Here is a 19,835-nt window from a genome sequence, read left to right on the forward strand (position 1 = left end):
ATTCGGTGATGTGCTTGCGCTTGACGGCTTCGGCCCCCGTGGGGCAGATTCCGGTTGACCTCCCGGAGAGGGGAAGTGCCGCCATGGAATCCGAGATCCGCCAGTTCCTTTTCGACTCGCTGACGGTCATGAAGTACAGCACCGCCGACATGGACGACGACACGGTGCTCGGCCCGGCGGGCGCCGACCTCGAATCGCTCGCCCTGGCCGAGCTGTCGCTGCGGGTGGAGGACCACTTCGGCGTCCGGTTCGACGAGGACGAGGCCGAGCGGTTCGCCGCCATGACGGTGGGCGAGTTCTGCGCCGAGGTGGCCCGGCGCGCGCAGACCGCCACGGCCACGTGAGCGCAAGCGTTGCCGTGACGGGGATCGGGCTGGTCAGCCCGGTCGGCACCGCGGCGGAAGAGGTCTTCGGGGCGGTGTGCGCCGGTCGGTCCGCGGTCGTGCGCCCGCCGGAGGACCACCCGCTGCACGGTGTGCTCGACGCGGCCGCGATCGGACCGGTCATCGACCCGGAAAGCGTTCTGCCGCCGAAGGAATCACGGGTGGTCGACCGCTCGATCGTGATGGCCGTGCGGGCCGCGGACGACGCCCTGGCCGACGCCGGGATCGAGATCGGGCGCGACGTCGACCCGTACCGCGTCGCGGTCGTGCTCTCCGGGGTCGGTGGACTTGCGACGCTCGCCGAACAGGCGGTGGAGCGGTCCCGGCGCGGCCGTCTGGGCGTCAGCCCGTTGCTGCTTCCCGGTGTGCTGCCCAACATGGCGGCGGCGCGGGTCGCCATCAAGTTCGGCATCCGGGGGTACACGTCGTCGTCCGGTACGGCGTGCGCCGCCGGTGGGCAGTCCATCGGTGAGGCGATGCGCATCCTGCGGTCGGGTGAAGCCGACGTGGTGGTGTGCGGGTGCACCGAAGCGCCGCTGTTTCCGACCTTCGCCGACGCCTTCGGCAACGCGCTCGCACTCGCCCGCAACTGGCCCGACCCGACCACCGCGAGCCGCCCGTTCGACCGGCGCCGCAACGGTTTCGTGCTCGGCGAGGGTGCCGGTGTCCTCGTGCTGGAGCGGTCCGACTTCGCGCGGGCGCGCGGCGCGGCGGTGCACGCCGACGTGCTCGGCTGGGGTGCGACCAGCGACGCGCACCACCCCACCACGCCCCGGCCCGACGGCTCCAGCGCGGCGGAGAGCATGCGGATCGCACTTCGGGATGCCGGACTGTCCACAGACGACATCGACTACCTCAACGCGCACGGCACGGGCACGAAGGCGGGCGACTCGGCCGAGGCGGCGGCGATCCGGAGCGTGTACGGCGACGCCATGCCGCCGGTCAGCTCGACCAAGGGGGTCACCGGGCACATGCTCGGCGCGTCGGGTGTGGTCGAAGCGGCGATCGGCATCGTCTCCATGCGCAAGGGACTGATCCCACCGACCCACAACCTGGACGACCCCGACCCGGCCTGCGACCTCAACCACGTCCGCGGTGAGGCGCTGCCCGCCGCGGTGGGCGCGGTCATGTCCAACTCGTTCGGCTTCGGTGGCCACAACGTGAGCGTGATCCTCGGGAGTGCCGATGGGTGAACGGATCGTCCAGAGCCGCGTCACCGTCCCGTTCTCCGGGCCCGGCGCGGGAACCGCGCCGCTGAGCTGGGGCCAGAAGACCATCCTGCAGGACATGCGCAACAGCGACTGGACCTACAACATCAGCGGCGCGCACCACCTGCCGGAGGGCCTGACCGTCGCCGACGTCGCCGAACGCCTGAGCAGGCTGATGGGCAAGCACTCCGCGTTGCGGACGCGGTTCGGCACCGACGACGACGGCAAACCGTGCCAGGTGGTGCACGGGTCCGGCGAGATCGACCTGGAGGTCATGACCTTCGCCGACCACCTCGACCGCACCGACGCCGTCGACCACGGCAACAGGCTGTGGCTCAAGTGGATGGCGTCCCCGCTGGAGGAGCACACCCCGTGGCCGCTGCGCATGGGCGTGATGCAGTACCGGGGCGAAGCCGTGTACCTGGTGCTCACCCTCGGCCACCTGGTCGTGGACGGCGTGGGCGGGTTGCTGCTCATGACCGACCTCGGCCTCGGCGAGCTGGTCGGCCGCCCGGTGGACCCGGACGCGGTGCGGCTCGCGGACCTGGCCCGCCAGGAGGCGACGCCGGAGCTGCGGCGGGTCAGCGACCGGGCCATGCGCTACTGGGAAACCCACCTGCGTGCCCTGCCGCCGCTGACGTTCGGCGAGTCGGGTGCGCCGGACTACGAGGCGGGGCGGCGGTGCCGCAACGTGCGGTTCCAGTCGCGGGCCGCGTACCTGGCCGTGGTCGAGATCGCGCGGCGGACCCGCACGGACACCGGACGGGTGCTGCTCGCGGTGATCGCCACCGCGATCGCCCGGGCCACCGGCGTCAACCCGCTGACCCTGCACGTGGCCGCGGGCAACCGGTACCGGCCAGGGTTGGCCGACGTCATCGGCTCGGTGGTGCAGAACGCCGTGCTCACCCTCGACTTCGACGGCACGGTGGACGACGTGATCGCGCAGGCGCGCCAGGCCACGACCGCGGCCCTGATGAACTCCTACTACGACCCCGACCAGTTGGCGGAGCTGGCCGCGCGCCTGGACGCCGAACGCGGCTACCCGGCCCGGATCACGTGCCGGATCAACGACCGGCGGTTCAGCACCAGGGCCCGTGCCGACGCGGTGGCGGAGGCCGTGCCCCTCACCGAGGACGAGATCAGGGCCAGGCTGCCCGAGACGCACCTCAAGTGGCACAAGTTCGTCTACCGGTGGACCGACCAGCTGTTCGTCAACATCGAGGACCACCCGGACACCGTGTACCTCCAGGTGGTCAGCGACACCGAGGCCTTCCCGGCCGAGCAGGTGGAAGCGATGTTGTACGCGGTGGAGGAGGTGGCCGTCGAGGCCGCGTTCCGCTCGGACGTGCCGACCGGCGCACAACCCCGACCGGCAGTCACCGGTGCGTGACCGGTCAGTCCACTAGGGACCGATCGGGGTGACCACGGCGAAGCACAGGTAGCGCAGGTCCCGGTCGTAGTCGCCCACCAGCACCGTGCCGTCCCGCGCACCGGCCAACTGCCACCACACCCCCGTCGTGGGCTGCCCGGCCGGCGCGCGGGTGTGGTCGGGGTGGTCCGGCCACACCGAGGCGAGCGAGTCGCTCAGCACGACCCGTGCGCCGGGGTGGCCGGCCGACAGCTCGGCCACCCCTCGCCGGGCCAGTTCGGGCACGGCTTCCGGCCCTACACCGGGGTACTGGCGGACCTGGGTCGCCTGAGTGCCCGCCCTCTTCTCGTAGAGCATGGCCACGCCTTGGTGCGCCGACGGTGTCACCGCCGTCGACTCGTAGGGCAGCGCGGCCTGTTCGACCACGACCAGCAGCGCCCGCCGCACGCCGTAGTCGCCGATGACGCGCAACCCGGTGAACGGCGACGCGCTGCCCTGGTCGCAGACGGCGAACGACATGGGCGTGCCGGGGCAGACGTGGCTGAGGTAGGTCGCGGTCGCCCGGCCCGGCCACACGTCGTGGATCGAGAACGCCAGCACCAGCAGGTCGACCGACTCCGCCGCGGGCACGACCTGCGCCACCAACAAGTTCGCCATCTCGCCGTAGGACTGGCCGGACAGGTCGGTCACGGGTTCGGTGCCGAAGGGCCGGACGAGGTCGGCGAAGTAGTCGGTCACCTGCGCGCGGTGCTCGTGGTCGGCGAGGACGTCGGCATTGCCGGTGAAAGCCCTGCGCCCGGCGCGGACCAGGCGCATCACCAGGGCCGGCTGTGGCCGGCGATGAACGTGGCCAGCTCGCCGACGGTCAGCAGCTCGTCCGGGCGCATCCGCTCCACGTCGATCTGGATGCCGAGCTGCTCCTCCACCTCCAGCAGCAGCTCCAACCCCAGCGACGAGCTGACGCCCAGCTCGTCGGCCATGTGCATGTCCTCGGTGATCGGCTCCTCGCGCTCGACCAGCCGCTTGAGGACGGTGGTCATCGCCTGGACCACGCGGTCCCGTAATGCGCTGTCGACCTGGGCGTCGGGTGCGGTCATGGCGGCCTCCTGGGTGGGACGTGGGATCAGTGCTGGAACACCATCGCGGAGAACGTCGCCCCGGCTCCGGCGCCGACGGTCGCGACGAGGTAGTGGTCGCCTTCGCGGAGCAGGTCGCGCTCCCGGGCGGTGCGGTAGTTGGCGAACGCGTCGGTGCAGAACAGGTGGCCGTGGTCGGGTACGTTCGACAGCAGCACGCGCTGCACCGGGAAGCCCATGAGCGAGCAGAGGCGTTGCCAGGTCACGACGTTGACGTTGTGCGGCAGGACCAACCGGATGTCGTCCAGGGTGAGCCCCGCGTCGGCGACCGCCCGGTTGATCACCTCGGCCAGCGATGGGCGGTACTGGCGTTGGAACTCTTCCTCGCGATCGCCGAACTCACCGTCGAAATCGCCGCGTTGCGCGCACACGAAGGACAACATCCGGTCGCGCGGCCCGTTGGCGCTCACCAGGCACGCGGACGCGCCCTCGCCGAACAGTGACGTGCCCGGGATCAGCCGCGCGTGGCGGGTGAACGCCTTCTCACCCGTCAGCACCAACGCCAAGGCGTTCTCGTCCGGATCACCGGCGAGCAGCCTCCCGGCCAGCTCGACCGCCAGCAGCCCGCTCGCGCAACTCTGTTGCGTGACGGTGAAAGCGAGCGCGTGACCGAGCCCGAGCTGACGGCAGACGTCGTGCAGCGGGTTGTGCGGGTACGGCACGACGACCGGCATGGCGCGGCCGTGGATCACGTACCGGACCCGGTGCTCCTGACCGCGCAGCTCGGCGAGCCCTTCGACGGCGGCGCGCAACAGCTCGCCGGGCGACCGGTCCGGGGCGAACCGGACCTGGTCGAGCCCGTGGAACCGCCGGAAGAGCCTGACCTGGATGTCGGTCAAGCCGAGCGGGTCGGCCAAGTCCTCGATGGGAACGCGAAAAGCCGGTGTGTACACCGACACCGCGTCGAGAGCGGTCACACTTCGGGATCCCACCACGTCGTTCCGGGGAACGTCAATGTGTGCCACGATGTTGCGGTGTCGCGGTTTCTGCTGGTTGTGCTGCCGCTGCAAGGCCACCTCTACCCCATGCTCGCGATCGGGCAGGAACTCGCCCGCGCGGGTCACGAAGTCGTCTGGTGCGGTCCGGAGAACGTGCTGCGCCCACTGGTCGGTCCGAGTGCGACGGTGCACCCGACCGGCGCACGGGCCTACCGCCGCTACGACGAGAGGGGCATGGCCGGGGTGCGGGCGATGTGGGACGGGTACCTGATCCCGTTCACCCGCTTCACCCTCGGCCCCGTCGAAGCAGCCGTGCTGGAGCACAAGCCGGACGTCGTAGTCACCGAGCAGTACGCGCTGGCCGGCGCGTTGGTGGCGCACCGGCACGGCATTCCGTGGGCAACCCTGTGCACCGGCACGCTGGAGCTGACCCCGCCGGAAGACCTCGTCGGGTTCGAGGACTACCTGGCCGACAAGATGGCGCAGGCGGTGGCGATGGCGGGCCTGTCCGGCGAGCCGATCGACCCCAGGTTCTCGCCGCACCTGGTGGTCGCCCTGATGACGCCCGGACTCGTGGGCGACGCCGTGCTGCCGGACCGCTGCGTGCTCACCGGCGCGGCACTGGGCACCCGGCCGAACGCACCCGATTTCCCCTGGCACCTCTGGGATCCCGACCGCAGGCACGTGCTGGTCACGGTCGGCACGCTGGTCGGCCACATGATCGGCGACTTCTACGACCGGGCCGCCGCGGTGCTCGCACCCATGGTGGACGAGGTGCAGGCGGTCTTCGTGACCTCCGGCGTGGCCGCGGAGTCCTTCCCGGACAACGCCATCACCGCCGAGCTGGTGCCGATGCTCGACCTGATGCCGAAGCTGGACGCGGTGGTGTGCCACGCCGGCGGCGCCGTCAACGAAGCGCTCACCTTCGGGGTCCCGATGGTCGTCGCGCCGGTCCGGGCCGAGCAGGTGGCGTTGGCGCGGCAGGTCGCCCGGTCGGGCGCGGGCATCGAGGTGTCGATCCTCGACGTCACGGTGGCCGAACTGGACGCCGCCGTGCGGGCGGTGCTCGACCAGCCGGACTACCGGCACCACGCCCGTCGGATCGGGGCGGAGTTCGCCGCCGCCGGTGGCGCGGCGGCAGCCGCCGGCCACCTGGTCGAGTTGGCGTCCGGCACGTGACCACACGCGAGCGGGAGGACGGTCCGGTGGACGGGTCCAGGGTGAAGGCGCTGCCGGCGGCCGAGGAGTTCGCGTGGGCCAGACAGCGGCGGGCCGACATCCGCCGCGTGGGTGGCGTCCTGGACCTGGTGCTGCCGCTGCGGGAGGGCGGTGCCGGCCCCGCGCTGTTCTGCGCGCCGCCGTTGGTGGGTGCGAGCTGGTGCTACCTCGCGCTGCTGCCGCACCTCGCGCCCGAGCACCCGGTGTACGGCCTGCAACTGCGCGGGCTGCGCAGGCCCGAACCGCTGCCGGTGGACATGGCCGAGGTGGCGCGGGACTTCGCCGACCGGATCAGGCTCACCCAGCCCGCCGGCCCGTACCACCTGTTCGGGTGGTCGATCGGCGGAAACGTGGCGCACGCGATCGCTGAGGAACTGGAGCGGCGCGGCCACGAGGTCGGCCTGCTCGTCATCGGCGACACGGTGCCCGGCCTGCCGAACAGCCTCAGCGTGGCCGACGACAACCTGTGGCTGGTGTGCGACTTCGTGCTGCGAGAGTTCGGTTACCAGCCGGTGGTCGAGCCGGACGACCCCGACCCGGTGCGCCGGATGCTGGAAGTCGTCCGCGGTCGACCGGGGTTGGGGCTGCACGAGTGGCCGGACCGCCAACTGCTCGCCCTGCCGCACGTGATCAGGAACAACCTGGCGGTGGCACAACGCCATCGCCCCGGCCGGGTCCGCGGCCCGGTGCTGTTCCTCTCCGCCACCGAGGACGAGCGGACCACCGAGGCGAAGGTCGGCTCGTGGGACGACTGCGTGAGCGGACCGGTCGACGTGGTCGAAGTGGACTGCCTGCACGAGCACATGTTGCTGCCGGAGCCGGTCGCGCGGATCGGCGCCGCGATCACCGACCGCTTGGCCGGGAACCCGAAGTCGCCCGCACCGAATTCGGACACGGCCGAAAGCCCGATTGCCACAGGGGAATCGCGAACCTAGTCTCGGATCACACGTCCGCGCCCGCGGTCGCCAGGTTCACGAGACCGGCGATCGTCGCCGCCGCAGTCCGCGAAGCGCCACAGCCCCACCGCTGCCGATGCGGGAGCCCGACTTGGTGGCGTCCGTTCGGTGGTCCACTGTTCTCCGCAAACCGGGAGGTCTGATGAGTCGGGCGAACCTGCGCGCCGCGCTGGCGCAGGACCTGCGGGTCGGTGCGGGCAACGTGCTGCCCATGCTGCTGGAGCACGGCGCCGACCTGGACGCCCCGCGGCTGACCTTCGACGTCGACGTGGACGGCATACCCGCGTGGACGCCGCTGTCGCTGCGCGACCTGACCGAACGGGTCGCGGCGCGGGCGGACTGGTTCACCCGCAAGGGGATCGGCCGACGCGACCCCGTCGCCGTGTTCGTCACGTCGGCGGCCGACGTGTTCCTCAACTTCTTCGCACTCAACCACCTCGGCGCGATCCCGGCGCTGATGAACGGGAGCATGCCGATCCAGGTCGCCGCGGAGTTCGTCCGCCGGCTGCGCGGCGTCGGCGTGCTGGTCGACGCCGACCACGCGGCGCTGCGGGACCACGAACTGGGCGTGCCGATCCTGGGCGACGCCGCGGAGACCGGCACCGGCGATCCGGCCCAGGCGCCCCCGCCCTACCGCCACCACGGCGACGACCCGGTGGCGATCACGCACTCGTCGGGCACCACCCGGACGCCGACGCCGGTCGTGCACTCGCACCACTCCCTGTTCGCCGCGGTGCGCGCGGTGCGGCTCACCGAAGCCAGGCCGCACGGGCAGGTGCGCGAGCTGTCCGTGCTGCCCGCCGCGCACGCCGCCGGGATCATCGTGGTGAACCAGGCCCTGTGCAACGGGTACGAGTTGCTGTGCCTGTCCGGGCAGGGAGGACCGTTCGAGCACAGCGGCGAGGTGGTCCTGGACGCCATCGAGCGGTGGCGGCCGACGGGGGTGTTCGGTTTCGCCGTCACCTGGGCGGAGCTGGCGCGGTTCGACCTGACCCGACGCGACCTGAGCTCGGTGCGCAACTGGTCCAGCACCGGCGACTGCGCGCACGAGGCGCACATCCGCAAGCTCGTCGCGGTCGGCAGCCACCCCGTGTGGACGCCGGACGGCGTGGTCGACGTGCCGGGCTCGAAGTTCATCGACACGCTCGGCTCGACCGAGATGGGCCACGCCGCGTTCGCCATGAGCCACCGGCTCGGCAGCGACCGCTACGACCGCTGCGTCGGCAAGCCGTACCCGTTCGCGGAGGTGGCGTTGCTGGACGTGACGACGGGCGAGGAGGTGCCGGTCGGCCAGGTCGGTCAGTGCGGGCTCAAGTCACCGACGCTCGCCCCCGGCTACTGGAACGACTCCACCGCCACCTACCGCCACCGCCTCAACGGCTACTACCTGACCGGCGACCTGATGTACCGGGACGAGGAGGGCTACTACTACCACCTCGACCGGGCCAGTGACGCGGTCGACCTCGGCGGCGGGAACTGGCTCTACACCGCGTTGACCGAGGAGCGCGTCCTCGCCCGGTGCCCGGATGTCCGCGACTGCACGGTCCTGGCGACCAAGCGGGAGGACGGTCCGCCGATCACCGACGTGCTGCTGGTGCTGCACGAGGGCGCAGACCCCGCGCTGGACCGGGGTGAGGAGGTCCGCGCCGCGGTCGGCGAGGCGGTGGCGCGCACGCTGCGCCGGGTCGACGTCATCCCCGACGCGCAGCTGACGGTCGGGCCGACGGGGAAGGTGCGCAAGTTCCTCATGCGGCAACCGGCTCTGGCGGACGCGCCCCACGGGAGGTAGTTCGTGCGGTATCCGCTGTCGTTCGCGCAGGCGCACGCGCTGTCCCTGCCCGAGCCCCTGTCCCACGCGACCTGGCTGGACGGTCCGGTCGATCCCGTCGCGCTGCAACGGGCGATGGACGTCGTGGTCGCGCGGCACCCGACGCTCCGGACGAGCGTCACCGCCTCCGGCGAGCAGGTCGTCGCGGAGACGGGTCGCGTGGTGGTCGAGCACGTCGTCGTGCCCGATGACGTCGGGCGGGCCGAGTCGGTGGCCGCGGCGCTGGTCGAGCAGCCGTTCGACCTTTACCGCGAGCCTCTGCTGAGGGCGGCGGTGATCGAGGTCGGCGCGGACCGGTGCCTGTTCGTGGTGGTGGCGCACCGGGCCATCGCCGACCGCTCCGCACTGGCGATGCTGTTCGCCGATCTGTCCACTGTGTACAGCAAAGGTCTGGCCGCGCTGCCGCCGTCGTGGATGGACTACGGGGACTACGCCGTGTGGCAGCGTGAGCGGTTGGCCGGCGAGGAGCTGGTGCGTCAGCTGGAGCACTGGCGCGAGGCGTTGCGTGACGCGCCCGCGCGGGTGCGGCTCCCGGCCGGACACCGTGCCGCGCGGGTGACGGCGGCGGTCGACTCCGCCGCGGTCCGACGACTGGTCGACGTGGCGGAGGACGTCGGAGCCACCCTGTCCACGGTGTTCCTCGCCGCGTACGCCGTGGTGCTGTCCCGGTACGCCCGGGTGGACGACCTCGTGGTCGGGGTGCCGGTGAGCGGGCGCGTGCGGGTGGAGCTGGAGCCGATCGCGGGCCCGTTCGCCGACGCTGTCCCCGTCCGGGTGTCCCTGGCGGGCGAACCGGCGTTCGGCGACCTGCTCGACCGGGTGCGGAACGCCACGGAGCAGGCGGTGTCGCACGACGAGGTCCCGCTGACGAAGCTCGCCGAGGAACTGGGGGCCGACCTGTCCGCGCCGCGGTTCACCTTCGAGCCGCCTGCCGCGCCGGCGCTGGACCTGCCCGGCGTGACCGTGCGGAGCCACGTCGTCCTGACGGGCAGCGCCGAAGCCGACCTCGACCTGCGTGCGGACGAGAACGGCACGCTGACCTTGGAGCACCGCACCGACCCGGGGTTCGCCGCCTGGTTGCTGCGGACGGTGGTGGCCGTGTTGGAGCACGTGGCCGCGGACACCGCGGTCGCACAGGTGCCGGTGCCCGCTCCCGACGGGGAGTGGTCGGCGGTGACCGAGCCGTCGCCGAACGGCCAGGTCATCGCCGAGCCGCCGCCCGAGGTGGCCGAGAACCCGGTGCCGTCGCGTGACCGGATCGAGGAGACCATGGCCGGGATCTGGGCCGAGCTCCTGCGCACCACCGAACCGATCGGCCCGCACGACAACCTGTTCGCCCGCGGCAGCGGGTCGTTGACCGCGGTCCGGTTCGCCGCCCGCATCGCCGACCTCTACGGCGTCACCCTGCCGATGGACCGCATCGTCACCTCGCCCACGATCGCGGCCCTCGCCGAGGTCGTGTCGGCCGAACTCGCTCCCGACCCGCCCGACGACGCCGCCCGCGACGCCGCGCTGGCCGACCTCTCCGACGACGAGCTGGACGACCTGCTGCGCGCGGTCGTGGCCGCCCGCGAGCGCCGTCGGACCACGGAGGGGGATCTTCGGTGAGCACACCGCCGGTCACCGCGGAGATCGTCGCCGACCTGGCCACCGGGACGTTGTTCGGCGCGTTGAAGGATCCGGCGCTCAACTCGATGAATTTCCTCAACGAGGTCGCGATCCACTATCCGGACGCGATACCGCTGGCGGCCGGCAGGCCGAGCGAGGAGTTCTTCGACCTGGCGGACGTGCACCGATATCTGCGCGAGTTCTGCCGCTATCTCGCACAAGAGCTCGGGCGCACCGAAGAACAGGTGCGGCGCACCGTATTGCAGTACGGTCGGACCAAGGGGATCATCCACGAACTGGTCGCGGAAAACCTGCGGCTGGACGAGGGCATCGCGATCGACCCGGAATCGGTGGTGGTCACCGCGGGGTGCCAGGAGGCGATGTTCCTCGTGTTGCGCGCCCTGCGCGCCGACGAGCGCGACGTCCTGCTCGCGGTGTCGCCGACGTACGTCGGGCTGACCGGCGCGGCGCGGCTGGTCGACCTGCCCGTGCGCCCGGTGCGCACCGGCGAGCACGGGATCGACCTGGACGACCTGGTCACCGTGATCCGGCGGGAGCGTGCCGCCGGCCGCCGGCCGCGTGCGTGCTACGTGGTGCCCGACTTCGCCAACCCGTCGGGGCTGAGCCTGGACCTGGCGACCAGGCGGCGGCTGCTGGAGGTGGCCGCCGCCGAGGACGTCCTGCTGATCGAGGACAACCCCTACGGGCTGTTCCACGGCGAGTCGGACCGGATACCCACGCTCAAGGCCCTGGACGAGGGCCGGCGGGTCGTCTACCTGGGCTCTTTCGCCAAGTCCGTGCTGCCCGGCGCACGGGTGGGCTACGCGGTCGCCGACCAGCGGGTGGCCGGCGCCGACGGCGTGGTCGGCCTGTTCGCGGACCAGCTGTCCAAGATCAAGAGCATGCTGACGGTGAACACGTCGCCGATCGCGCAGGCCGTCGTCGGCGGCAAGTTGCTGGCGCACGGCTGCCACCTCACCGCGGCGACCGCGCCGGAGCGGCAGCTCTACGACCGGAACCTGCGGCACCTCGTAGCCGGGTTGGCCGAGCGCTTCCCGCCCGGAACGGACGTCACCTGGACCGTGCCGACCGGTGGGTTCTTCGTCGTGGTCACCGTCCCGTTCGTGGTGGACGACGCACTCCTGGAACGCTCCGCCCGCGACTACGGCGTGTTGTGGACACCAATGGGGCATTTCTACGACGACAGTTCGGAAGTCCGCGCCCTGCGCCTTTCCTGCAGTGTCGTTTCGGTCGACCTGATCGACCGCGGCCTCGATCGGCTGGCCGCATTGATCAATGACCGGACGGGCCGATCGGGGAACCCGATGATTCGTCGCGGCCGATTGGCCGATGGTGCGTCGGGCGAGCCCTGACGTACGATTCGGCTCACTCGGCCCGCGGCTGAGTCGAAAGTTCCGCGCAACATTTTCGAAATGGCCTCCGGAACCAGGCGGGAGAACTGATGACCAAAGGCCTGGCGTCGGCCGGATCAGCACTCGTGACAAGTCCGGAATGGGTCGACGAGATCCTGCTGCGCGGCGCGGACGACGATAGCTGCCTCTACTCGGGTGGACCGGTCGACCGCGCCGCGCTGCGTCGGCTGGTCGCGCAACGGCAAGCACGCCTGGCGGAGGCCGGACTGCGCGCGGGCGGGACACTCGCGCTGCGCCTGCCACCGTCGGTCGCGTACGTGGCCAACCTGCTCGCCGGTTGGCGCATCGGCGCTCAGGTGAGTTTGCTCGACCACCGGCTCACCGCGTTCGAGGTCGACGCCGCGCTCGGCAGGCTCGCACCGCAGGTGCTGGTCGAGCCGGGACGGGTCACGAGCAGCCCGCTGAGCCCGTTCGCGGACGTGGAGGAGACCGTCACGGCCCGCCCCGGCCGTCCCGCCGCGACACCGCACGCGGTGATCCAGCTCAGCTCCGGCTCCACCGGCCCGTCCAAGGTGATCGGCCGCACGGCCGCCGACCTGGTCGCCGAGATCGAGCGGTACACCCGGATCGACGGCGTGCCGCTGCCGGGCGAGCGGATCGTCGTGCTGGCCTCGATGGTGCACGTGCTCGGCCTGGTCGGCGCCCTGCTGTACGGCCTGCACGCCGGTGTCCAGGTCCGGCCGCCCGAACGGCTCACCGGTGACAGCGTGCTGGACGCGGTCGCGGCCGAACCGACCCCGGCGACGGTGCTGGGCGTGCCGTTCCACATCGGACTGCTCGCGTCCGTGGTGGACCCGCCGTCCCTGCCGCAGCTCAAGCGGATGACCACCGGCGGCGAAGCGGTGCCCGCCGCGACCGCCGCCGCCTTCACCGCGAAGTACGGCGTGCCGCTGGGCAACATGTGGGGGATGACGGAGGTCGGCGTGATCGCCACCGACCTGTTCGGCGAGCACCGGCCCGCCCTCACCCCGGCCCCTGACCTGTCGGTGGTGGAGCGCGACGGCGAGCTGTGGGTGAGCCGCCCCGAGTCCCCGTACGTGGGTCTGTCCGACCCGGACAGGTGGGCGGACGGCTGGCTGCACACCAGGGACGCGGGCGAGGTCGACCCGCGCACCGGGCTCGTCACCGTGAAGGGGCGCCTCGACTCCCAGGTGTCGGTCGGCGGCCTGAAGGTCGACCTGACCGAGGTGGAGGCGACGTTGGCCGAACTGCCGGGCGTGGTGGCGGCCGTGGTGCTGCACGACGACGTCATCACCGCCTACGCCCAGCTCGACGCGCCCGCCACGGCGGCATCCGTCCAAGCGGCCCTGACCGAACGGCTCGCCCCCTACAAGAGACCGCGACGGCTGCAAGTCCTCGACCCGATGCCGCGCACCACCACCGGAAAGCTGGTCCGCGACCGCTCGGTGCTCCGCCAGGCCGCGCAGGAGGTGGCGCGATGAGCGTGCCACCCGACCGCGAGGACATCCTGGCGATGCTCGCGACCCTGCACGGCAGGCCCGCGCAGGACGTCCCCGAGCTGATCGAATCGATGGAACTGGCCTGGCTGGTGCACCAGGTCGAACAGCGCTACGGCGTGCGCATGGAACTCGACAGCGGTCAGTACGGCCGCATGACCACCGTCTCGGGAGCCGCTGACGTGCTCCGGGAAGTGATCGGGATGCCTGATGAACATTTCCGGGATTGACCACATCGAGTTATACGTGGGTGACGCGAGGCAGGCGGCGTTCTACCTCTGCACCGCCTTCGGGTTCAAGATCTGCGGTCAGGGCGGACCCGAGACCGGGCTGGAGGGCGGGCGCTCGCTGCTGTTGCGGCAGGGCGACATCCAGGTCGTCCTGACCACCGGCCTGACGCCCGACCACCCCGCGACCGAGTACGTGCGCAAGCACGGCGACGGCGTGGCGGTCGTGGGGATCGGCGTGGACGACGTCGAAGCGGCCTACCGCGGACTCACCGAGCGCGGCGCCGAGCCGGTGTCGCCACCGCGCGAGTACGTGACCGGGGGACCGGGCGGGCGGGACGAGCGGGTCGTCGTGGCCGAGGTCTCCGGCTTCTCCGACGTGACGCACCGGCTGGTCGAGCGGCACGGCTCGCCGAAGGAGTTCCTGCCCGGCGCGATCGAGGTGACCGACCCCGAGCCGCACACCGACGACAAGCTGCTGCGCGCGATCGACCACCTGGCGATCTGCGTGCCCGCGGGCGGTCTCACCCCGACCGCCCAGTACTACGTGGACGTGTTCGGGTTCACCCAGATCTTCGAGGAGTACGTCGAGGTCGGCGGCCAGGGCATGGACTCCAAGGTGGTGCAGAGCCCGTCCGGGCACGTCACGTTCACGTTGATCGAGCCGGACCCGCAGCGCCAACCCGGGCAGATCGACAACTTCCTGACCTGGCACGCGGGCGCGGGCGTGCAGCACGTCGCGTTCGGCACCGACGACATCGTCAAGGCGGTGAGCACGCTCGGCGACAAGGGCGTGCGGTTCCTCGGCACCCCGAGCGCCTACTACGACGCGCTCGAAGAACGGGTCGGCCACCTGGACGCGCCGCTGGACGAGCTGCGCCGGCTCGGCGTCCTGGTCGACCGGGACCACTGGGGGCAGTTGCTGCAGATCTTCACCGAGTCGATGCACGTGCGCCGGACGCTCTTCCTGGAGATCATCGAGCGGCGGGGCGCGCTGACCTTCGGCAGCGGGAACATCAAGGCGCTGTACGAGGCGAAGCAGGGCGAACTGTCCGGCACGACGGCCGGCTGAAGGGGAGAGCACCGTGAACGAGTTCGCGCTGACCGAGCAGGAGCGCGCCCTGCTCCCGACCGACGACGAGGTCCGGTTCTACGCCGAGCACGGCTGGTACCTGTCGAAGAAGCTGTTCTCCGACGACGAGGTGGACGAGCTGGCCGCGGCGGTCGACCGGTACTACGCGGGGGAGCGCAGCCGCCTGCTGCCGACGCGCCCGCCCCGGCTGGCCTACTGGACGCCCGAGCACGGTGACGTCCAGCGCCACAACGACTACGTGCACTACGAGAGCGACGCGATCGCCAAGGCGCTGCTCAAGCCGCTGATCGGCGCGGTGGCCGCGCGGCTGGCGGAGGCCGACGAGATCCGGGTGTTCCAGTCGACCCTGATCTACAAGCCGCCGATCGCCGAGGAGCCGTCGAACGTCGTGCCGTGGCACTTCGACAAGCACTACTGGTCGTCGTCCTCGTCGGACCGGATGCTCACCGCGTTCATCCCGTTCCACGACTGCGACGAGGAACTGGGCACGATCACCATGGTCGACGGCAGCCACGTCTGGGAGGAGGTCGGCTCGGACGACAGTGCCACCAAGCACTTCGCCGAACGGGACCCGGACCACCTGGAGAAGCTGCTCACGGCCAACGCCGAGCACAACGGCACCACGGTCCGGAAGATCCCGATGATCATCCCCAAGGGGCACATGAGCTTCCACCACTGCCGCACCTACCACGGCAGCGGGCCCAACCGCTCCACCCGGCCGCGCCAGGCCATCTCGCTGCACTTGCAGGACGGCGACAACGCCTACCGCGAGTTCGCCCTGTCGGACGGCAACCTGGCCTTCTACAACCACGACTCCCTCGTGCGGCGCACCCCGGACGGCAAGCCGGACTACGCCGACCCCGAGTTCTGCCCGCCCGTGTGGCGCTCCTGACCGCCGTGGTGGCACACGCCCCGGACACCGACGTCGGCCTGTACCGCGCGGTGCGGTTGATCCGCCGGTTCGAGGAGCGGGCGGTCGACCTCGTCCGCTCCGGCGACATCATCGGCGGCATCCACCCGTACACGGGCCAGGAGGCCATCGCCGCCGGTGTGTGCGCTGCGCTGCGCGTGGACGACGTGATCACCAGCACCCACCGCGGGCACGGGCACGTGCTCGCCAAGGGCGCCGATCCCGCCCGGGTGCTCGCCGAGCTGGCCGGTCGCGCCACCGGGCTGAACAAGGGGCGCGGCGGGTCGATGCACGCCGCGGACTTCGCGTTGGGCATCCTCGGCGCGAACGCGATCGTCGGTGCCAACGGCGCGATCACGGCGGGCGCGGCCTGGGCCGCCCGGCAGGAGGGCAGCGACCGGGTCGCGGTGAGCTTCTTCGGTGACGGCGCGGTCAACCAGGGCGTGCTGCTGGAAGCCCTGAACCTGGCCGCGTTGTGGCGGCTGCCGGTGCTGTTCGTGTGCGAGAACAACGGCTATGCCACCACCCTGACCGTGTCGGACGCCGTCGCGGGCACGATCACCGGGCGTGGCGAGGCGTTCGGGATACCGTCGGTGACGGTGGACGGGATGGACCCGCGCACGGTGCTCGCCGCGGCGCGCGAGGCGGTGGACCGGGCCCGCGCGGGCGGTGGGCCGTCGCTGGTCGAGTGCCTGACCTACCGGTTCGACGCGCACCACACGTGGGAGCACAAAGCCCGGGTCCGCTACCGGGACGACGACGAGGTCCTCAGCGGACGCGAGAGAGATCCGGTGGAGATCCAGGGCGCGCGGCTGACCGACGGGGAGCGAGAACTCCTCGAAGCGGAAATCGAGTCCGTTGTGGACGCGGCGGTCGCGTTCGCGCTCGACAGCCCGCACCCAGACCCCGTCGGCGCGCTCGACCACCTGTACGCCACCGGGATGCGTGCACGTCCGGGTGGTGGTGAGTGATGCCGTGGCTGTCCTACCAGAAGGCGCTCAACCGCGCGCTGGGTGACGAACTGGCCCGCGACCCGGCGGTGTTCGTGCTGGGTGAGGACGTCCGGGTCGCGGTCTCCAACGTGACCGCGGGCCTGCTCAAGCGGTTCGGGCCGGACCGGGTGCTGGACACGCCGCTGTCGGAGCAGGCGTTCACGAGCTTCGCCACCGGTGCGGCGCTGGCCGGGCGGCGGCCGGTGATCGAGTTCCAGATCCCGGCGCTGCTGTACCTGGCGTTCGAGCAGATCGTCAACCAGGCGCACAAGTTCTCGTTGATGACCGGTGGTCAGACCCGCGTGCCGGTGACGTACTTGGTGCCCGGTTCCGGGTCGAAGACGGGCTGGGCCGGGCAGCACTCCGACCACCCGTACGCCTTGTTCGCCCACGCCGGGGTGAAGACGGTGGTGCCCGCCACGCCCGAGGACGCCTACGGCCTGCTGACCACGGCGATCCGTGACGACGACCCGGTGGTGGTGTTCGCACCGGCGGCGGCGCTCGGCGTCCGGGTGGACCTCGACTACGACGGCCTGGCCCCGGTGCCGCTCGGTGTCGGTCGGGTCCACCGCGAGGGCGGGGACGTCACGGTCGTGGCGGTCGGGCACCTCGTGCACGACGCGCTGGCGGTCGCCGAGGAGTTGGCCGATGACGTCTCGGTGGAGGTGTTCGACCCGCGCACCGTGTACCCGTTCGACTGGGACGGGCTGGCCGCCTCGGTGGCCAAGACCGGTCGGCTGGTCGTGGTCGACGACGCCAACCGCATGTGCGGCATCGCCGCCGAGGTCATCGCCACCGCGGCCGAGCGGTGCGACCTGACCGTGCCGCCGGTCAGGGTGACCAGGCCGGACGGCGCCGTGGTGCCGTTCGCCCTCGGGCTCGACCTCGCCGTGCAACCCGACCGCGGCCAGTTGACCGCCGCCATCCAGAAGGTGCTCAAGCAGTGACGACGGAGACCCGCATGCCACTGGACCCGCCGCTCGGGAGCCCGGCCTCCCCGCCGCTCTACACCCTCTCGATCGACCAGGCGCGGGCCGCCGACCTCGCCGCGATCCGGGCGGCGGCGGGCGCGGGGGAGCCGGTGCGCCACGTCACCGATCGGCACCTGCCCGGACCGGGCGGCGACCTGCCGATCCGGGTCTACCGCCCGGTGGACGCGGCCGGGCCCCTGCCCACTCTGGTCTACTTCTTCGGCGGCGGTTGGGCGCTGGGCAGCATCGAGACCTCCGACGAGATCTGCCGCGCCCTGGCCAACGCGGTGCCCTGCCAGGTGATCACCGTCGGCTACCGGCTGGCGCCCGAGCACAAGTTCCCCGCCGCCGTGGACGACTGCCGCACGGCCGTCGCCTGGATCGCCGCGCACGCGGCCGAGCTCGGCGTCGACCCCGACCGCCTCGCCGTGGCGGGCGACAGCGCCGGCGGCAACCTCGCGGCCGTGGTGACCCTCGACCCCGGCGGACCCGCGCTGGCCGCCCAGGTGCTGGTCTACCCCAACACCGACCACCGCGGCGACACCGAGTCCATGCGCGAGAACGACGACCCCGCCACGTTCAACCGCCGATCCGTCGCCTGGTACTGGGGCCACTACCTGGCCGACCCGGACGACGGCCGCGACCCGCGGGCCTCGCCTCTGCTCGCCGAGGACCTGACCGGCCTGCCGCCGGCTCTCGTCATCACCGCCGAGCACGACCCGTTGCGCGACGAGGGCGAGCAGTACGCCGAACGACTGCGCGAGGCCGGTGTGCCCGTGGTCGCGACGCGTTACGCCGGGGTGGCGCACGGCTTCTTCGCCATGTCGGGCGTGGTGGACGCGGCTCGTGAGGCACGGGCCGAGGTCGCGGCGTTCCTGCGCACCCACCTCGGTCGGTGAAGCCCGTGCGAATCCTGTTCTCCAGCCTCGGTCTGTACGGGCACACCTTCCCCCTGCTGCCGCTCGCCGTCGCCGCGCGGGAACTCGGCCACGACGTCTACTACTTCACCGGCAGGCTCTTCGCGGACGTCCTGGCCGCACACGGCATCGAGCACATCAAGGGCGGCATGTCGCCGCGCAAGGCGTTCGAGACCGCGATGGCGGACGCCAGGCCCGGGAACCCGGGCGACGTCGACCCCGAGCGGGTCGCGTTCACGTTCGCCTCGGTGCTGCCGCGCAGCTTCGCCACCGAACTCGCGCCGGTCCTCGCCGAGCGCAAGCCCGACCTGGTCGTGCACGAGTTCGGCAACCCCGGCGCGGGCCTCGCCGCGAAGGTCGCGGGCGTGCCCGCGCTGTGCCACTCGTACGGGCGGATGTGGCAGGAACCCGACTTCGCCGAGCCCGCGCGCGACTACCTCACCGCCCTCGGTGCCGAGCTGGGCGTCGAGGTGCCCCGCACCGACCCCATGGCACTGGGCCACCCGTACCTCGACATCTGCCCGCCGTCGGTGCAGAACCCGGCCTTCCTGGCCTCGTCGGCGCACCGGATCCCGTTGCGTCCGGTGGCGTTCGCCGCATCGGGCGAGTTGCCGTCGTGGGTCGTGGAGCACCGGGAGCCTCTGGTGTACTTGACGTTGGGCACGGCGTTCAGCGAGGCGGCACTGCTGCGCACCGCCATCGACGGCCTGGCGGTGGTGGGCGCGAAGGTGCTCGTGTCCGCCGGGCGGAAGGTCGATCCGGCGGCGCTGAGCGACCTGCCGGACAACGTCGTGCTGCTCCCGTGGGTAGCCCAAGCCGACCTGCTGCCCCACGCGGACCTCGTGGTCCACCACGGCGGCGCGGGCACCACTTTGGGCACGTTCGGCGCGGGCGTGCCACAGCTCGTCCTGCCGCAGGCGGCCGACCAGTTCAACAACGCCGAGGTCGTGACCGAGGCCGGCCTGGGCGACCACCTGCTGCCCGAAGACGTGACCGCCGACGCGATCGCGACCAAGGCCCGCCGGCTGCTCACCGACGACACCGTGCTCCACGCCGCCCGCGCCCTGTCCGCCGAGGTGGCCACGATGCCGTCACCACACGACGTGGCCCGCACCCTGCCCGACTACACCTGACCGGCCGTGCGCCTAGGGCGTGTCTCCAAATCTTCGGCCTGGTAGTAGGTCATGATTG

Annotated in this window: 19 protein-coding genes; 16 read left to right on the forward strand and 3 right to left on the reverse strand. The window is 71.8% G+C overall.

Annotated elements, in window-relative coordinates:
• Nucleotides 1-83: 83 nt before the first annotated feature.
• Genes A6A25_RS24665 through A6A25_RS24675 form a run of 3 tightly spaced genes read left to right on the forward strand, consistent with a single transcriptional unit; the run spans nt 84 to nt 2,981 of the window.
• Nucleotides 84-344, forward strand: coding sequence for an acyl carrier protein (locus A6A25_RS24665; RefSeq protein WP_073893672.1), 261 nt, complete (start codon nt 84-86; stop codon nt 342-344).
• On the forward strand, nt 341-1,576 hold the full coding sequence (locus A6A25_RS24670) for a beta-ketoacyl-[acyl-carrier-protein] synthase family protein (protein ID WP_073893674.1): 1,236 nt from the start codon (nt 341-343) through the stop codon (nt 1,574-1,576). Before A6A25_RS24665 ends, A6A25_RS24670 begins: the two co-directional genes overlap by 4 nt.
• Nucleotides 1,569-2,981 (forward strand): condensation domain-containing protein, encoded by a 1,413-nt coding sequence (locus A6A25_RS24675; protein WP_073893731.1) that lies wholly within the window; start codon nt 1,569-1,571, stop codon nt 2,979-2,981. Before A6A25_RS24670 ends, A6A25_RS24675 begins: the two co-directional genes overlap by 8 nt.
• Nucleotides 2,982-2,993: 12 nt before the next feature.
• Here the strand turns inward: A6A25_RS24675 and A6A25_RS24680 are convergent, their stop codons facing one another.
• The 3 genes from A6A25_RS24680 to A6A25_RS24690 are packed head-to-tail and all read right to left on the reverse strand — an operon-like array spanning nt 2,994 to nt 5,013.
• A complete protein-coding gene (locus tag A6A25_RS24680; RefSeq protein ID WP_143193370.1) occupies nt 2,994-3,779 on the reverse strand; it encodes a 2-hydroxy-acid oxidase in 786 nt (261 codons plus the stop codon).
• Nucleotides 3,776-4,057, reverse strand: coding sequence for a phosphopantetheine-binding protein (locus A6A25_RS24685; protein WP_073893678.1), 282 nt, complete (start codon nt 4,055-4,057; stop codon nt 3,776-3,778). Before A6A25_RS24685 ends, A6A25_RS24680 begins: the two co-directional genes overlap by 4 nt.
• A gap of 26 nt (nt 4,058-4,083) precedes the next feature.
• Nucleotides 4,084-5,013, reverse strand: coding sequence for a 3-oxoacyl-[acyl-carrier-protein] synthase III C-terminal domain-containing protein (locus A6A25_RS24690; protein WP_073893680.1), 930 nt, complete (start codon nt 5,011-5,013; stop codon nt 4,084-4,086).
• A gap of 57 nt (nt 5,014-5,070) precedes the next feature.
• On the opposite strand from A6A25_RS24690, the gene A6A25_RS24695 reads away from it, so the two are divergent.
• The 13 genes from A6A25_RS24695 to A6A25_RS24755 all read left to right on the forward strand — a co-directional run bounded on the left by A6A25_RS24695 (nt 5,071) and on the right by A6A25_RS24755 (nt 19,777).
• Nucleotides 5,071-6,213: a glycosyltransferase gene (locus A6A25_RS24695; RefSeq protein WP_073893682.1), complete on the forward strand. Its 1,143-nt coding sequence runs from the start codon at nt 5,071-5,073 to the stop codon at nt 6,211-6,213.
• A complete protein-coding gene (locus tag A6A25_RS24700) occupies nt 6,210-7,187 on the forward strand; it encodes an alpha/beta fold hydrolase (RefSeq protein WP_073893684.1) in 978 nt (325 codons plus the stop codon). The genes A6A25_RS24695 and A6A25_RS24700 overlap by 4 nt, the downstream gene beginning before the upstream one ends.
• A gap of 163 nt (nt 7,188-7,350) precedes the next feature.
• On the forward strand, nt 7,351-8,997 hold the full coding sequence (locus A6A25_RS24705) for a class I adenylate-forming enzyme family protein (RefSeq protein ID WP_073893686.1): 1,647 nt from the start codon (nt 7,351-7,353) through the stop codon (nt 8,995-8,997).
• 3 nt (nt 8,998-9,000) lie between these two features.
• A complete protein-coding gene (locus A6A25_RS24710; RefSeq protein ID WP_073893688.1) occupies nt 9,001-10,644 on the forward strand; it encodes a condensation domain-containing protein in 1,644 nt (547 codons plus the stop codon).
• Nucleotides 10,641-12,017, forward strand: coding sequence for an aminotransferase-like domain-containing protein (locus tag A6A25_RS24715; RefSeq protein WP_073893690.1), 1,377 nt, complete (start codon nt 10,641-10,643; stop codon nt 12,015-12,017). Before A6A25_RS24710 ends, A6A25_RS24715 begins: the two co-directional genes overlap by 4 nt.
• An 89-nt stretch (nt 12,018-12,106) precedes the next feature.
• Nucleotides 12,107-13,519, forward strand: a complete 1,413-nt coding sequence (locus A6A25_RS24720; RefSeq protein WP_073893692.1) for a class I adenylate-forming enzyme family protein — start codon at nt 12,107-12,109, stop codon at nt 13,517-13,519.
• A complete protein-coding gene (locus A6A25_RS24725) occupies nt 13,516-13,764 on the forward strand; it encodes a hypothetical protein (RefSeq protein WP_073893694.1) in 249 nt (82 codons plus the stop codon). The genes A6A25_RS24720 and A6A25_RS24725 overlap by 4 nt, the downstream gene beginning before the upstream one ends.
• A complete protein-coding gene (hppD, locus tag A6A25_RS24730) occupies nt 13,745-14,833 on the forward strand; it encodes a 4-hydroxyphenylpyruvate dioxygenase (protein ID WP_073893696.1) in 1,089 nt (362 codons plus the stop codon). The genes A6A25_RS24725 and hppD overlap by 20 nt, the downstream gene beginning before the upstream one ends.
• A gap of 13 nt (nt 14,834-14,846) precedes the next feature.
• Nucleotides 14,847-15,746: a phytanoyl-CoA dioxygenase family protein gene (locus tag A6A25_RS24735; RefSeq protein WP_073893698.1), complete on the forward strand. Its 900-nt coding sequence runs from the start codon at nt 14,847-14,849 to the stop codon at nt 15,744-15,746.
• Nucleotides 15,734-16,735, forward strand: a complete 1,002-nt coding sequence (locus A6A25_RS24740; protein ID WP_241828893.1) for a thiamine pyrophosphate-dependent dehydrogenase E1 component subunit alpha — start codon at nt 15,734-15,736, stop codon at nt 16,733-16,735. Before A6A25_RS24735 ends, A6A25_RS24740 begins: the two co-directional genes overlap by 13 nt.
• Nucleotides 16,735-17,703 (forward strand): alpha-ketoacid dehydrogenase subunit beta, encoded by a 969-nt coding sequence (locus A6A25_RS24745; RefSeq protein ID WP_073893700.1) that lies wholly within the window; start codon nt 16,735-16,737, stop codon nt 17,701-17,703. The genes A6A25_RS24740 and A6A25_RS24745 overlap by 1 nt, the downstream gene beginning before the upstream one ends.
• Nucleotides 17,700-18,626, forward strand: coding sequence for an alpha/beta hydrolase (locus tag A6A25_RS24750; protein WP_241828894.1), 927 nt, complete (start codon nt 17,700-17,702; stop codon nt 18,624-18,626). Before A6A25_RS24745 ends, A6A25_RS24750 begins: the two co-directional genes overlap by 4 nt.
• 5 nt (nt 18,627-18,631) lie before the next feature.
• Nucleotides 18,632-19,777 (forward strand): glycosyltransferase, encoded by a 1,146-nt coding sequence (locus tag A6A25_RS24755; RefSeq protein ID WP_073893737.1) that lies wholly within the window; start codon nt 18,632-18,634, stop codon nt 19,775-19,777.
• Nucleotides 19,778-19,835: the final 58 nt, after the last annotated feature.

This window comes from Saccharothrix sp. CB00851 (assembly GCF_001905065.1).
Lineage (GTDB): Bacteria > Actinomycetota > Actinomycetes > Mycobacteriales > Pseudonocardiaceae > Actinosynnema.

What these genes read in the sequence shown, in the direction of transcription:
- A6A25_RS24665 (WP_073893672.1), top strand. Translation starts at nt 84, where the DNA reads ATGGAATCCGAGATCCGCCAGTTCCTTTTCGACTCGCTGACGGTCATG.
- A6A25_RS24675 (WP_073893731.1), top strand. Translation starts at nt 1,569, where the DNA reads ATGGGTGAACGGATCGTCCAGAGCCGCGTCACCGTCCCGTTCTCCGGG.
- A6A25_RS24685 (WP_073893678.1), bottom strand. Translation starts at nt 4,057, where the DNA reads ATGACCGCACCCGACGCCCAGGTCGACAGCGCATTACGGGACCGCGTG.
- A6A25_RS24705 (WP_073893686.1), top strand. Translation starts at nt 7,351, where the DNA reads ATGAGTCGGGCGAACCTGCGCGCCGCGCTGGCGCAGGACCTGCGGGTC.
- A6A25_RS24720 (WP_073893692.1), top strand. Translation starts at nt 12,107, where the DNA reads ATGACCAAAGGCCTGGCGTCGGCCGGATCAGCACTCGTGACAAGTCCG.
- A6A25_RS24725 (WP_073893694.1), top strand. Translation starts at nt 13,516, where the DNA reads ATGAGCGTGCCACCCGACCGCGAGGACATCCTGGCGATGCTCGCGACC.
- hppD (WP_073893696.1), top strand. Translation starts at nt 13,745, where the DNA reads ATGAACATTTCCGGGATTGACCACATCGAGTTATACGTGGGTGACGCG.
- A6A25_RS24745 (WP_073893700.1), top strand. Translation starts at nt 16,735, where the DNA reads ATGCCGTGGCTGTCCTACCAGAAGGCGCTCAACCGCGCGCTGGGTGAC.